Origin of the sequence: Acinetobacter sp. YH12219 (assembly GCF_013417875.1) — a bacterium.
Classification (GTDB): Bacteria; Pseudomonadota; Gammaproteobacteria; order Pseudomonadales; family Moraxellaceae; genus Acinetobacter; species Acinetobacter amyesii.
The window spans coordinates 1-12,958 of the sequence record NZ_VPDC01000020.1 but is presented as its reverse complement, the minus strand read 5'-3'; the positions used below and the strand labels follow the sequence as shown (position 1 = coordinate 12,958).

The 12,958-nt window shown below is 39.3% G+C and carries 15 protein-coding genes; 9 read left to right on the top strand and 6 right to left on the bottom strand.

Annotated elements, in window-relative coordinates; translation table 11 throughout:
* Window positions 1-156 precede the first annotated feature (156 nt).
* A complete protein-coding gene (gene thrS, locus FTV04_RS13015; protein ID WP_180007231.1) occupies window positions 157-2,079 on the top strand; it encodes a threonine--tRNA ligase in 1,923 nt (640 codons plus the stop codon).
* Window positions 2,080-2,084: 5 nt separating this feature from the next.
* Window positions 2,085-2,633 carry a translation initiation factor IF-3 gene (gene infC, locus FTV04_RS13010; protein ID WP_078192643.1) on the top strand — a complete coding sequence of 183 codons (549 nt, stop codon included), beginning with the start codon at window positions 2,085-2,087 and terminating at the stop codon, window positions 2,631-2,633.
* A 702-nt stretch (window positions 2,634-3,335) separates the two neighbouring features.
* Here infC and FTV04_RS13005 read toward each other — a convergent pair.
* Entirely contained in the window at window positions 3,336-3,797 is a 462-nt protein-coding gene (locus FTV04_RS13005; RefSeq protein WP_168378471.1) for an Hsp20 family protein, read from the bottom strand.
* 315 nt (window positions 3,798-4,112) lie between these two features.
* On the opposite strand from FTV04_RS13005, the gene FTV04_RS13000 reads away from it, so the two are divergent.
* The gene (locus FTV04_RS13000) at window positions 4,113-4,730 is read left to right on the top strand and encodes a glutathione S-transferase N-terminal domain-containing protein (RefSeq protein ID WP_168378472.1); all 618 of its coding nucleotides are present in this window, start codon (window positions 4,113-4,115) and stop codon (window positions 4,728-4,730) included.
* A 28-nt stretch (window positions 4,731-4,758) separates the two neighbouring features.
* Here the strand turns inward: FTV04_RS13000 and FTV04_RS12995 are convergent, their stop codons facing one another.
* A complete protein-coding gene (locus tag FTV04_RS12995; protein WP_168378473.1) occupies window positions 4,759-5,079 on the bottom strand; it encodes an energy transducer TonB in 321 nt (106 codons plus the stop codon).
* Between the two features lie 274 nt (window positions 5,080-5,353).
* Between FTV04_RS12995 and FTV04_RS12990 the strand changes: the two genes are divergently transcribed.
* Together FTV04_RS12990 and FTV04_RS12985 are read left to right on the top strand one after the other, a co-directional pair.
* Window positions 5,354-5,638: a hypothetical protein gene (locus FTV04_RS12990; protein ID WP_078192639.1), complete on the top strand. Its 285-nt coding sequence runs from the start codon at window positions 5,354-5,356 to the stop codon at window positions 5,636-5,638.
* A 12-nt stretch (window positions 5,639-5,650) separates the two neighbouring features.
* Window positions 5,651-6,079 (top strand): YqaA family protein, encoded by a 429-nt coding sequence (locus FTV04_RS12985; RefSeq protein ID WP_168378474.1) that lies wholly within the window; start codon window positions 5,651-5,653, stop codon window positions 6,077-6,079.
* Window positions 6,080-6,134: 55 nt separating this feature from the next.
* On the opposite strand, the gene FTV04_RS12980 is transcribed toward FTV04_RS12985, so the two are convergent.
* Window positions 6,135-6,869, bottom strand: a complete 735-nt coding sequence (locus FTV04_RS12980; protein WP_180089851.1) for an energy transducer TonB — start codon at window positions 6,867-6,869, stop codon at window positions 6,135-6,137.
* A 104-nt stretch (window positions 6,870-6,973) separates the two neighbouring features.
* On the bottom strand, window positions 6,974-8,227 hold the full coding sequence (locus FTV04_RS12975; RefSeq protein WP_180089898.1) for an MFS transporter: 1,254 nt from the start codon (window positions 8,225-8,227) through the stop codon (window positions 6,974-6,976).
* A 223-nt stretch (window positions 8,228-8,450) separates the two neighbouring features.
* Between FTV04_RS12975 and rpmI the strand changes: the two genes are divergently transcribed.
* Together rpmI and rplT are read left to right on the top strand one after the other, a co-directional pair.
* Window positions 8,451-8,645: a 50S ribosomal protein L35 gene (rpmI, locus tag FTV04_RS12970; RefSeq protein ID WP_065994397.1), complete on the top strand. Its 195-nt coding sequence runs from the start codon at window positions 8,451-8,453 to the stop codon at window positions 8,643-8,645.
* 11 nt (window positions 8,646-8,656) lie between these two features.
* Window positions 8,657-9,016 carry a 50S ribosomal protein L20 gene (gene rplT / locus FTV04_RS12965; protein WP_004647525.1) on the top strand — a complete coding sequence of 120 codons (360 nt, stop codon included), beginning with the start codon at window positions 8,657-8,659 and terminating at the stop codon, window positions 9,014-9,016.
* 77 nt (window positions 9,017-9,093) lie between these two features.
* Here rplT and FTV04_RS12960 read toward each other — a convergent pair whose 3' ends face one another.
* Window positions 9,094-10,236, bottom strand: coding sequence for a hypothetical protein (locus FTV04_RS12960; protein WP_180089849.1), 1,143 nt, complete (start codon window positions 10,234-10,236; stop codon window positions 9,094-9,096).
* A gap of 573 nt (window positions 10,237-10,809) precedes the next feature.
* Here FTV04_RS12960 and FTV04_RS12955 point away from each other — a divergent pair.
* Entirely contained in the window at window positions 10,810-11,361 is a 552-nt protein-coding gene (locus FTV04_RS12955; RefSeq protein WP_180089847.1) for an adenylate kinase, read from the top strand.
* Between the two features lie 110 nt (window positions 11,362-11,471).
* Window positions 11,472-11,684: a hypothetical protein gene (locus FTV04_RS12950; RefSeq protein ID WP_111884721.1), complete on the top strand. Its 213-nt coding sequence runs from the start codon at window positions 11,472-11,474 to the stop codon at window positions 11,682-11,684.
* An 84-nt stretch (window positions 11,685-11,768) separates the two neighbouring features.
* Here the strand turns inward: FTV04_RS12950 and FTV04_RS12945 are convergent, their stop codons facing one another.
* Complete coding sequence (locus FTV04_RS12945) at window positions 11,769-12,797, bottom strand: hypothetical protein (protein ID WP_180089845.1); 1,029 nt, start codon at window positions 12,795-12,797, stop codon at window positions 11,769-11,771.
* Window positions 12,798-12,958: the final 161 nt, after the last annotated feature.

The following is a 12,958-nucleotide window of genomic DNA, read 5'->3' as shown; positions in this document are numbered from 1 at the left end:
CTATGGGATTAGAGGTTTATTAAAGTTGGCAGGGCGTGTAAAATTTAGGTCGAATTTTATTTATCCACCGTTTTTATCTTTTGAGGGTCTCCCTCGATCATAATCTCGCGGTGACATGCTCCATTGTACGGGGCATCACTCCTTAAGGATTTTTATATGCCAATTATCACTTTGCCTAATGGCGATCAAAAAGAATTTGATCATGCCGTGTCTGTGATGGAAGTTGCTCAAAGCATCGGTCCTGGTCTAGCAAAAAATACAGTTGCGGGTCGTGTAAACGATCGTTTAGTTGATGCATCTGATTTAATTACAGAAGATGCTAGCCTACAAATTATCACGCCTAAAGATGAAGATGGTATTCACATCATTCGTCACTCTTGTGCGCATTTGGTAGGTCATGCAGTTAAGCAATTGTTCCCAGAAGCAAAGATGGTCATTGGTCCTGTCATTGAAGAAGGTTTCTACTATGACATCTGGATGCCACGTCCGTTTACTTTAGATGACATGGCAGCAATCGAAGAGCGCATGAAAAAGCTCATCGACCAAGACTATGATGTCATCAAAAAAATGACTCCACGTGATGAAGTGATCAAAGAGTTCACTGCACGCGGCGAAGAATACAAACTGCGTCTGATCGAAGACATGCCTGAAGAAACTGAAATGGGCTTGTACTATCATCAAGACTACTTGGATATGTGTCGTGGTCCGCACGTTCCAAATACTAAATTCTTAAAATCGTTCAAGTTGACTAAAATCTCTGGTGCTTACTGGCGCGGTGATGCGAAAAACGAACAGCTGCAACGTATTTACGGTACAGCTTGGGCTGACAAAAAACAGTTAGCTGCGTATATCAAACGTATTGAAGAAGCTGAAAAACGCGATCACCGTAAAATTGGTAAAGCGTTAGACTTGTTCCATATGCAAGAAGAAGCGCCGGGTATGGTGTTCTGGCATCCAAACGGCTGGACGATTTACCAAGTGCTTGAACAATACATGCGTAAAGTTCAACAAGCCAATGGTTACCAAGAAATCCGTACACCGCAAGTGGTTGATTTCACGCTTTGGGAAAAATCAGGTCACGCAGCAAACTATGCTGAAAACATGTTTACGACTCACTCAGAGAACCGTAACTATGCAGTAAAACCAATGAACTGCCCATGTCACGTGCAAGTCTTCAACCAAGGTTTAAAATCTTACCGTGACCTGCCAATCCGTTTAGCTGAGTTTGGTTCATGTCACCGTAACGAACCATCGGGTTCATTACACGGTATTATGCGTGTACGTGGCTTTACACAAGATGATGCGCATATCTTCTGTACGAAAGAACAAATCGGTACTGAAGTTGCAGACTTCATTAAATTGACTTTAGATGTTTATAAAGACTTTGGTTTTGAAGAAGTTCAAATGAAATTGTCGACGCGTCCAGAAAAACGTGTAGGTGATGACAAACTTTGGGACATGGCAGAAAAATCTTTAGCAGATGCTTTAGATGCTGCAGGCCTAGAGTGGGAACTTCAACCGGGTGAAGGTGCATTCTACGGTCCGAAAATTGAATTCTCATTGAAAGACTGCTTAGGTCGTGTATGGCAGTGCGGTACAATTCAATGTGACTTTAACTTACCAGAACGTCTTGACGCATCTTATGTGACTGAAGATAACGACCGTGATCAGCCTGTAATGTTGCACCGCGCAATACTTGGCAGTTTCGAGCGTTTTATTGGTATACTTATTGAACACTATGCTGGTTTCATGCCACCTTGGTTGTCTCCAATTCAAGCATGTGTGATGAACATTACTGATTCACAAGCTGAAGCATGTGAGTCAGTCGTCGCTAAACTTAAAGAAAGCGGTATCCGCGCGATTTCAGACTTGAGAAATGAGAAAATCGGCTTTAAGATTCGTGAACGTACTTTAGAGCGTATTCCTTACTTATTGGTTCTTGGAGACCGTGAAGTTGAGGAAGGTACTGTAAACGTCCGTACTCGCTCTGGAAAAAATTTGGGTACTATGTCAATTGATGCATTCATCGACTTAGTAAAAGCAGCCGTAGCCGAACGCGGCCGGTACATTGTGGAGTAAAAGCGATTAAACAGCCTGACCGTAATCAACAGGGCGGAAAGTCAAACCGTCCTGCCTTGAATGATGAAATTCGTGCAAAAGAAGTCCGTCTAGTAGACGAAAATGGCGAGCAAAAAGGGATTGTATCTCTTGCTGACGCTTTGCGTGCTGCAGAAGCAGTAGATCTTGACCTTGTTGAGATCGTTGCCAATGCTGAGCCACCAGTCTGCAAAATCATGGATTTCAACAAGCATTTGTTTGATCTAAAACAAAAGCAAAAAGAAGCGAAGAAAAAACAACATCAAGTACAGGTGAAAGAAATCAAGCTACGCCCTGGTACTGATGTTGGTGACTACAACGTTAAACTACGTGCCATTATCAAGTTCCTTGAAGAAGGCAATAAGGTAAAAATCACGCTTCGTTTCCGTGGTCGTGAAATGGCACACCAACAGTTAGGTTTGGCTCAATTGCAAAAAATTGAAGCTGACGTGGTTGACTATGGTGTTGTTGAACAAACACCAAAAATGGAAGGCCGTCAAATGGGTATGCTACTTGGTCCTAAAAAGAAAAAGTAAGTATCCATTAAAAAAGCACTGCATTTGCAGTGCTTTTTTTTGCCTATATTTTGGTTTTTAATCTCAATGATGTTCAAGGGCACAAATAATTTTTGCTGCGTATTGATTGGAAAATAGAGCAAAATTCATGAATGCGAACTTATGTCTGAGAGTATTAAGTAAGTTTCTTTAAGAAAGACAAATTTGATTATATTTTAATAGATATTCAATCGTTGTTTCGATTCAGACGTTTTGAAATGCTTTAATTTAGTTTTAATGTAGGTATAAAGTGAGCAAAGCTTTTTATTGAGCTAACTATGTGAGATCTATTTACATAAAACAGGCCGTGAAATAGGGGTTTTCAGTACCCTCCAATAGATTTTCATCTTGGTAATATTAGGTCGTATATTCCATGTCATAAAAGCAATCAGAACAAAGTACATTTCATATAAATAGATAGTAATACAGAGTAGGATTATTTTTTGCAAGATACGCCAAAATTTAAAAAGAGTAGATGAGCAGCTTGTAAGCCAGACCCACCAAGGATTCATTAAAAACACCTATATGGAGTATTTAGTTTGGAATAAAAAATCAGAACATAAAATTTGCAATCTAGACACTATATTTTTGAGATGGGATGATTTTAATTCTTTTTTATCATGTTACGAATTTAACTATTTTTTTCAAAAAAAAGACCCCGAAGGGTCTTTTTTTTATGAGGGTTTACTCAGCGCTATTTTCTTGGACAGGACTTTCTATCAATGCCTTTTTGCCAATTGGAATTTGGCGTGGCAGTTTTTCTTCAGGAATAATACGCTGTAAGTCCACTGTCAATAAACCATTTTCATATAGGGCTTGTTGCACTTCTATATGTTCATCTAAGCGTAAAGACAGTTTAAATGTACGACGAGCAATGCCTTTATGCAGGAATTCCACAGTTGTATCTTGCGCTTCAGTTGGTTTACCTGAAATGCTTAGCACTTGATTTTCTAAGTTTAGCGAAAGTTCATCTTCTGTAAAACCTGCGGTTGCCACCACAATGCGATAGCTATTTTCAGCCGTTTTTTCAATATTGTATGGCGGGTAATTTGGTGTGTCGCTTTGCATGGCATAATCAAATAAATCGTTGAAACGATCAAAACCAATGCTACGACGGAAAAGTGGGTTAAGATTTAAACTACTCATAATTAGAACTCTCTTTAATAAGCAAAGTTGTAACAATAAGAAATGTTCAGTGATGCTTGGCATCCACTGTTCACTAACAAGATCGTTTGATCCTTGTACATGTATCAATATCGGTCTGTGCTGATTTTTTTCAAGGGATTTTTATAAAAAAATTATATTTTTTGAATTTTTGTACCTTAAGTGATTTTAAAAGCAAAGTGATAATTCACATTTTAACGTTACTTTTCAGAAAAACTGACAAGCTTTCACTGGATTAAACATGTTATACATAAAGCAAAATGAGATTGCCTTACTGAAAATTAAAAAGGAATATAGATGATTGATCTCTACTATTGGGGTACACCCAATGGACATAAAATTACCATCGCTTTAGAAGAAATGGGTTTGGAATACCAAATTTTTCCGATTAATATCTTGGAAAATGATCAATTTCAGCCAGACTTTTTGAGAATTTCTCCGAACAATAAAATCCCTGCAATCGTGGATCAGAATGGCCCACGGGGAGAGTCGATTTCAGTTTTTGAGTCTGGTGCGATTCTGCAATATCTTGGACGTAAAACAGGTTTGTTTTATCCAGAAGATGAGTTTGAGCGCGTTGAAGTTGAACAATGGTTGATGTGGCAAATGGGTGGTTTTGGGCCCATGTTAGGACAAAATCATCATTTTAGTCGTTTTGCACCTGAACGTATTCCGTATGCAACTGAACGTTATGTAAATGAGTCTAAACGCTTATATAAAGTTTTGAACCATCAGTTGATTGGTCAAAAATTTGTGGCTGGAGAGTATTCGATTGCAGATATGGCTATTCTGCCTTGGGCACTGCGTCATGAATGGCAGCAAATTCAGCTGGAAGATTATCCATACGTGAAAGACTATATCGATCGACTGACGGCCCGTCCAGCGGTACAAAAAGCCTTAGCAATACACGTTTAAAAAAAGAGCATGGAAACATGCTCTTTTTTTACGAAATAAATAGAAGCTTTTTCCACCAAGGTCTTTGGTTTTCTTTCAGGGTCTTGAGTGAGAAGGGCTGTACGGCAACAAAGGGGGAGGCTACACCATTTTCGATATAAGGTTTGAACTTGGCACGTAAAAGTGACTGCTCAACCCGCTTATCAATGTGTGTAAGTCCAGAGCTTTTGATTAATTCAGCTTTTTGAACTTCGCCGGTGGCTAAAACATATAGTTTGAAACTGAGGTCACGATTTTGATTGCCCAGATCGTCATTGTTGAAGTTAAAAATAGGTCGCTTTTTCCAAATCATTTGATCTTGTGTAATCAAGTGTTGTTTGGCAATTTCAGAAGGACTTTGTGCATATTAAGCGGTCAAAATTTGTAATAACACGATAAAACTTAAGCAAAGAATTTTTTTCATAAAGTGAGTTAAAATTATTCAATATTTGCGTGGCAGATTAGAAGTCTCATGTATAAAAGTAAAGTGCGGAAAGACTCCCCTTAAGATTTTAGATAGGACGGAAGAAAATTCTAACGCTGTGTTAGAATGCGGCGCTGCCGAAAAGAACGCGTTGTTGACGGCTTAGTTGGACGATTTTGCGATGAAAGACTTTTTCTTAAATTTTACCCGTATTGTTGAAAATAACCCAAGAATCTATTGGAGTATTATTTTTGGTATTGCAGGCTGCTTAGTGCTATTTGTCGCTGAAATTGTACATGTTCAAAATATTCTTGCAGATTTACATACCAAAGATCAAAACTTGATGCGAGCTGCGATTGAACCGATTTCTTCACAATATAAATGGTCGAGAATCGTTGTAATTGTTGCAGCAGTGCTTTGGTCAAATTTTGAATATTTGAAGTCGAAGAAAAAATTAGGTCTCTAAGCATTCGTTTCGATGTGGTCGTTTTTAGTTTTATTCTTCGCGGCATTTGGGGCTGCGACCTTACTTCCTTTACAGTCCGAAGCCGTATTGCTCGGCTTGTTGAGCTATGGTCAACATAATCCATGGCTGCTGATTGTGGTGGCCAGTATTGGTAATATTCTCGGTTCTTGTGTGAATTGGTGGCTCGGTTTAAAAGTAGAACATTATAAAAATAAAACATGGTTTCCCGTGTCAGAGCTGAAAATGCAGCAGGCACAGGGTATTTATCACAAATATGGTTATTGGTCTTTGCTACTGAGTTGGCTGCCGATTATTGGAGACCCTATTACTTTAATTGCGGGTTTAATGAAAGAAAACTTCTGGCGCTTTGTGTTCATGGTGACCGTAGCGAAAACCGGGCGTTATCTCTGTATTTATCTTATATTTTTAGGTTTCTTCTGAGATAAAACAGGGCATTGAAACATTCAATCCCTGTTTGAAATGTTGAATCTATTACTTATTTACAGCCATTTACTTGAAACTGAATTTCATCTTTAAAGTTCGACTTTTTGTAGATCCAAAGGGTGCTCGCAGTACGTTTAACCGAGATCTGACTATTTCTTAGTGCTTCAACGACTTTCTGATCGAGTGCATAAATGCCAGAGCCTTGCTTGATCTTCACCTTTTTCACTTGTCCGTGTTTGTCCACTTTAAAGTTAAATTTGACTTTACGATCGTGCTGTTTCAACTCATGACTAGTGAGATCTAATTTTGGTTGAGATACATATTGGAATGGCGTTTTCTTATTTGCACTTTGTGCATTCCAAACTTTTGAATCAAAGTTGAAATCACATTCAGGCGTATTGCCTTTAACTCTCAAATTAAACGCTTGATAGCCAATAATGGCTTTGGATTCACCATTTTCTAAATGTGGCTTGACTTTAGCTTTTTTGACAGCAGAAATTAAGATTCGGTCGAGTTGATCGACCCCTGTACTTTCTTCAACACTTGCATCGGTAATTGTACCTTTTGCATTCGCTGTGACACGAATAATGGCCGCGCGGTCACGTTGCTTGAGGTCTTCATTGGCATATACCGGTTTTGGAAAAACCGACCAATTTAAACGCGTGGTTAAATGCGCAGGAGCAACTTCAATATTCTGTGCCGGAAGTTGATGGGTTTTGGTTGAAGCACTAAACGCTGTAGAAAATGGAGCGCAGGCCAAAAGGGTTAAGCACAGATATTGTTTCATAAGTCTATTCTTGCATCACGTCGTAGAGTGATATTGAGTCGATATTGCTGCGCAGTATTTCCTGTATTGAAAATACTGGCAAGGTGTAAATGAAAAATATTCTCTTATTTTTTCGACTGGTGAGTAATGTCCACGCCAAATAAATCACGTGTTTTCGCCCAACTGATTGCTACTACAGCCATGGTCATACAGCCACCAAAGATTGTCGCCATGATCGTGCCCATATATTTTGCAGCCAATCCAGATTCAAATGCACCGAGTTCATTACTACTGGAGACAAACATGCCATTGACCGCGGCAACACGCCCACGCATATTTTCCGGCGGATAGAGCTGTAAAATAGTTTGACGCACGACGACAGAAACACTGTCACATGCACCAGTCATTGCCAGTGCAAAGAGTGATAACCAAAGATTGCTTGAAAATGCGAATAAAATGGTAAATACACCAAAACCCGCTACAGCCAATAACATATTACGCCATGCATGATGAGTTGGAGGGAATTTGGTCAATGCAATCATAGTGATCAGGGCGCCAATAGACGGTGCTGCCCGTAAGTAGCCTAAACCTTCAGGCCCCACTTTTAAAATATCTTCGGCAAAAATCGGTAAGAGGGCAATCACGCCACCAAAAAGCACAGAAACTAAATCGAGTGAAATCGCCCAAAGGACAATTTTGGTTTTCCAGATAAATCGAAAACCTTCACTTAAACTATCTTTTAAATTGTCAGATTCAATTTTAGGAAAACTGCGTTTATTGAGTAGGTTAATGAGAACGAAGCAGACAGTTAGTAGCGCCGCAACACTGAGTAAGCTGGTTTCACGGCCTAAAAATGCCAACATAAAACCGCCAAGCATTGGCCCAATAATCACCCCACTTTGCCAACCAATCGTTGTCCATGTTGCACCATTGGCATAGAGCTCCCGCGGGATTAAAAAAGGTTTAAGCGACGTTGCCGAGGGATTATAGAAACCTCGGATCGTTCCAAGCCCAAAAATGACCGCATAAATACCCCAAGACAGTTGGGTGACATCAATTTGGCCGAGACCATATTGGTGAAATAGCCCCCAGAGAATAAGTGGCATCGGTACAGAAAAAAACAGACAAATTTTCATAATGGTCTGTTTATTGAAACGATCTGCAAAGTATCCTCCCCACAAAGAGAGAGCAATAAAAGGAATTGCTTCGGCTAAACCAATTAAGCCCAGTGTTAGCGGGTCTTTAGTGATTTGATACAGTGAGTAAGCAACAATAATTTCTTGAATCAAAATGGCTAAGGTCAGACAAAATTGATTAAGCGTAACAATCGAGAAATCCCGATAACGTAGGGCTGCAAAAGCATCCTGTGCAGGTTTCATAATGGACAGTAATAGTTGGCGTGCCGACATTATATAAGCCTTATTGGGCATCGCTTATAAAATCATCGGAAAATCTATATCAGAAAATTAATTAAGTTCGATATTCGGTAGAAAGATTCGCTTTTGTTTTGAGCAAAGATGCTTTAGAATACTCGCTCCCTTACCTGCAGGGCGTCTTTGCAATGGTGCAGACGTGCCGAACAGGTGTTCAAAAGAGGTTCTTATGCCTAAGATGAAAACTCGCCGTGGTGCAGCTAAACGCTTCAAGCCAACTGCAAACGGTTTTAAACGTCACCAAGCGTTCAAACGACACATTTTGACCAAAAAATCTGCTAAGCGTATCCGTCAATTACGCGGCTGTGTAATGGTTCACGTAAGTGACGTTGCTTCAGTTCGCCGTATGTGCCCATACATCTAAGGAGATTATAAATGGCTCGTGTTAAACGTGGTGTACAGGCTCATCGCCGTCATAAAAAAATTCTTGCTCGTGCTAAAGGTTACTACGGCGCTCGTTCACGCGTATATCGCGTAGCGTTCCAAGCAGTAATCAAAGCAGGTCAATATGCTTACCGTGACCGTCGTCAAAAGAAACGTCAATTCCGTGCTCTATGGATTGCGCGTATCAATGCTGGTGCTCGTCAAAATGGTTTGTCGTACAGCCGTATGATCGCTGGCTTGAAAAAAGCTCAAGTGATTATCGACCGTCGCGTACTTGCTGACATCGCTATGCATGACGCAGTTGCGTTTGCTGCTTTAGCTTCTAAAGCTAAAGATGCATTAGCTGCATAAGTCTTTATGACTTAAAAAAAGACCGCTTTTAGCGGTCTTTTTTTGGGCTTTAAATTCTTATGTAAGCTTAACCAATATTAATCGGTTTTTGTTTTAAGCTGGACATAAGCAAGGTCTCGGTGCTGAAAATGATAGTTATGCCAGTGATAATAAATGGGAAATTCATAAATTGCATTTATTTTAAAGTGCGTGTTGTAGAAAGGTGTTTTGGGTAAAATATGAAAAGTTTGCTGGTTGTCTAATAACAACCATTTCTGACCATCTGCATCCATTGAGAGTAATTGCGCATCGGTCATTTTATGAGTGCCAAAATGCAAAGCATAATAACTATGCAATACCGGCATTAGAAAAAAGCTCAGGCTCAGCGTTAAAAATGTACTGGACAGCACGCTTCCTGTAAACGCCATTTTGGGAATATCTTTTTGTATCCACAATACGCTTGGAATGAAAATCAGCAGAAAAATAATGGCCAAACACAGCAAAACCGGATAATTGGAAATGTAAAAGAACTGCGCTTGCGCGTTTAAATATAAGCCCAAAATACCAATAGGAACGCTGCCGATAAGCATGTAGGCGATCCGCGGACTGATCTTGGTTTGCAGAATTAAATTTTGCAGATCTTCTTGAGAAAGCGTCAGCGCCGCAATCTCATCCTGAAAATTATAATATTGTTTGAGTATTTGAATCAGCTGCCCTTTTTCATGTTCACTTAAGCATGCAAGGTGCAATTGAGATTGAACATTTTTAAGGGGGAAGAATAAAAGCTGTGGATTTTCTTTGTTGGCAGTCTGATAAATGGGACGCTGCAGCCATGAGATCCGTTTTGGGCGTTTTATACCAAGAATGGCAAATTGACAGTATTCTACCTCCTGCCGCTGAATGAATGTGCTGAGAGGTATTTTCCACAAGCGGTAATAAATTTTATCAGGCGTAATGACCAGTTTAATCTGCGTTTTTAAGTAATCAATGACAATTATAGATACGATGTAGAGCAGGATCAGCTGGGCATGATCGGCTTGCAGCTTGTAAATCGGGAAATTTTTTAGGGTGAATTGCAGGTATTCAATCACTATGCTGACGTTAAGCGGTTGAGCTTGATCTCTAAACCATTTGAAAAAAGGTATAATAAAGACCATCGCAATGCCTAGTAAAATAAGCATTAAAATTGTTGGCCATGAAATCAGCGGTTTTTTAGCATAAATGTCAAATTCTGTTTTCATAAAGTCTCATAATAATTATGTTGAAATTTTATATTTAAGTGTTTGGTTACTATATTTAAATTTTGAATATTTGATCGATGCTTAGCGCTAAATTATATCTGAAAATGAATAGGCTAGGTAGGTGCTGCGCCCCGAGCCACGGTTTGTGCGTATTATGTCGTGATTTCAATGTTTAGCTTCGATCTTGTTGCCTGGCCGGTTTGTTTAATGCTCAGTTGAAGGCCCGCACATGCACACGGCGCTTTTCGCTCAGAACGGGAAGGTATTTATATTGCGCATGTTCATCATAATTGCGGACAGAATTAATTCATACATCTGGGGACAGCTAGAATCTGTTTTTTTATAAGGCGTGCAGATAGGGGGGACAGCCATAAATGAATGGATAAATACCAACTGAAAAATTATTGGATCAATATAGTCTGTGAAAAGTGTGTTTTTATACTGCAATTGAACCTGACTTTATCAATATCGATGCAGATCTTTTGGATTATCGTGAAGAATAAAAGTTAACCTACAGATCCAATGCTGTTATCTTGAAGTAGATTCACCAGACTCAAGTAGATCATCATGACAATGAAAAGAATAAACGTAGTCGGTACATCGACCACTGGAAAATCAACCTTTTCCAGAGCTTTGGCGGACAAAATAGGGCTGCATTATATTGAACTAGATAACCTATTTTGGCTGGATGATTGGCAGGAGTGTCCTGACGAAATCTTTTTTGCACGTATCGAAACTGAAATTGCCAAAGCGAAAAATGGTTATGTTATTGATGGCAACTATACTCGAACGATTCCTGTTAAATGGTCTGAAATAGATACGGTGATATGGTTAGACCTTCCGTTTCCAGTCAATTTATACCGCTCTGTAAAGCGCGCATTTTCTCGGGCTAAGTCCAAACAAGATCTTTGGCCAGATTCAAATAATCAGGAAAGTTTGTGGCGGATGTTTGGTCGAGATTCCATTGTCTGGTGGATGATTAAGACCCATAAAAAGAATCGTGAAAAATATCTACAGATGATGAATGCACCTGAATATCAACATATTCAATGGATTCGTTTAAAGTCTGCAAATGCAGTTGATGCATTTTTAGAACAATTGGACTCTTATGTTTTTGATATTTAAGTTTTGATGTTTTATCAATAAAAAGTGCAGTTAAGTTACAGAAATAATCTTTATACCGCGCTTTGCGCCATGCCTAATGTATGGATAGAAAAGAACAAAAGGAAAATAAAATGTTGGCTGAAATAGTTGGTATGGGTCAAGGTAGCATTACTGTAGAGCTCGAAATGATTCCCCGCAAAGGTGAGGCGGTCAAAATCATGTATGGTGCAGACGCAGAGCTTGAGGGGGAAGTAGTCTCGGTCAGTCATTATATTAATCAACATGCCGATCAGCATCGCGTTCGATTAGAAATTCGTCCATTTAATTATTTAACGACCTCATAATTTTGAAATCTTTCATACAGAAGTATGTTTATAAAAAAGCCCTTCAATGAGAGGGGCTTTTTAGTGTTGATCATATTTATACAGTTAAAGTCCGAAGTAATAAGCCAATAAGCAAATCACTACCGTAATAATAACTAAGGTAATCACTCCACCTGCACCGGGTTTATGAGGCAAGTTAGCCGGGTGTGCATGCTGAGGATTTGATTTTCTATCCTCAGTTTTAAATCCATCCAGAGGAGAGCTTTCAACCACAGGAGTTAAACGTGCAGTTTTATAGTGATTGGCGACTTTTACGATAAATTTAGCCGTTAAATCTTCAGTTTTTTGAGCAAAATGGCGCAAATTTAACTGTTCTTCAGGTGTGTAGATGCTGCCATCTACATGATAGGGATGCTGAATTTTAGACTGAATGTGGCGGTTTAATGCATCTAAGCGATGCAAGCTGTCATGTGCAAAATCCGCTTGTGCATCCGTTGGCAAGAGTGCAAGTTTTGCGGATTCATTCGATTCGCTGCTTAGATCAGGCTGCGTACCATAATAAGGTGTGCCTAACACCTCCGGCTCAATAAAACCTTCCGCCGGTTTTTGCAAAAATAATTCTGCTTCAGTGAAGTTATGAATATCATCCCATTTTGGTAACTGCATATCCGCTTCAATGCGTTTAATGAGTTTATGGTTCAGCTCATAGCGCCAAAAAGTTTCGCGACGTATTTGTAGTTGTTGGGATACAGGTGCTTCATAGTCATTTTCTGCGTTATACCACTCGGCAAGTTCTTTACCAAAAATCCATGCCTGCTTTTTATTTTGTTCGTGGCTCACAATAAAATGGGCAAAGGGAAGAAGTTCAACGTTAGCATTCGGATTTTGTTCATCATTTAGCAAGCTAGAGCTATGTAAACTTAAGCGTTGTACCCCGTGTTTTTTTAAGCCTTCTAGCCAAATTTGGAAATGTTGAGCCAATAAATGCTGTGATAGCAAATCACGAAAATGGAAACTGTGCTGATCAAAAATGTGGTGATTCAACCAACGTTGAAAACTCAAACCTTGGTTGAGAAATTCATTGCCATAAGTGACGAGTGTGAGCTGTTGTTTCCAGATTGGATCGAGTGCCATAAAGATTGGATCCCATTGATATTGTGTTTATCTTCTCTGTACACGACAAAAATAGATAACTCATTGAAATAATGTCACAATAATTGTTTTCTAACGACGAATACTATGACACATCTCAATGAGTTATATCTTATCTTAAACAAATCTCTAAAATGGAACAA

Bases quoted from the DNA above. Each gene is read 5' to 3' on its own strand.
- thrS (WP_180007231.1), top strand. From the start codon at position 157: ATGCCAATTATCACTTTGCCTAATGGCGATCAAAAAGAATTTGATCAT.
- FTV04_RS13005 (WP_168378471.1), bottom strand. From the start codon at position 3,797: ATGAGTAGTTTAAATCTTAACCCACTTTTCCGTCGTAGCATTGGTTTT.
- FTV04_RS13000 (WP_168378472.1), top strand. From the start codon at position 4,113: ATGATTGATCTCTACTATTGGGGTACACCCAATGGACATAAAATTACC.
- FTV04_RS12990 (WP_078192639.1), top strand. From the start codon at position 5,354: ATGAAAGACTTTTTCTTAAATTTTACCCGTATTGTTGAAAATAACCCA.
- FTV04_RS12985 (WP_168378474.1), top strand. From the start codon at position 5,651: ATGTGGTCGTTTTTAGTTTTATTCTTCGCGGCATTTGGGGCTGCGACC.
- FTV04_RS12980 (WP_180089851.1), bottom strand. From the start codon at position 6,869: ATGAAACAATATCTGTGCTTAACCCTTTTGGCCTGCGCTCCATTTTCT.
- FTV04_RS12975 (WP_180089898.1), bottom strand. From the start codon at position 8,227: ATGAAACCTGCACAGGATGCTTTTGCAGCCCTACGTTATCGGGATTTC.
- rpmI (WP_065994397.1), top strand. From the start codon at position 8,451: ATGCCTAAGATGAAAACTCGCCGTGGTGCAGCTAAACGCTTCAAGCCA.
- rplT (WP_004647525.1), top strand. From the start codon at position 8,657: ATGGCTCGTGTTAAACGTGGTGTACAGGCTCATCGCCGTCATAAAAAA.
- FTV04_RS12960 (WP_180089849.1), bottom strand. From the start codon at position 10,236: ATGAAAACAGAATTTGACATTTATGCTAAAAAACCGCTGATTTCATGG.
- FTV04_RS12955 (WP_180089847.1), top strand. From the start codon at position 10,810: ATGAAAAGAATAAACGTAGTCGGTACATCGACCACTGGAAAATCAACC.
- FTV04_RS12950 (WP_111884721.1), top strand. From the start codon at position 11,472: ATGTTGGCTGAAATAGTTGGTATGGGTCAAGGTAGCATTACTGTAGAG.
- FTV04_RS12945 (WP_180089845.1), bottom strand. From the start codon at position 12,797: ATGGCACTCGATCCAATCTGGAAACAACAGCTCACACTCGTCACTTAT.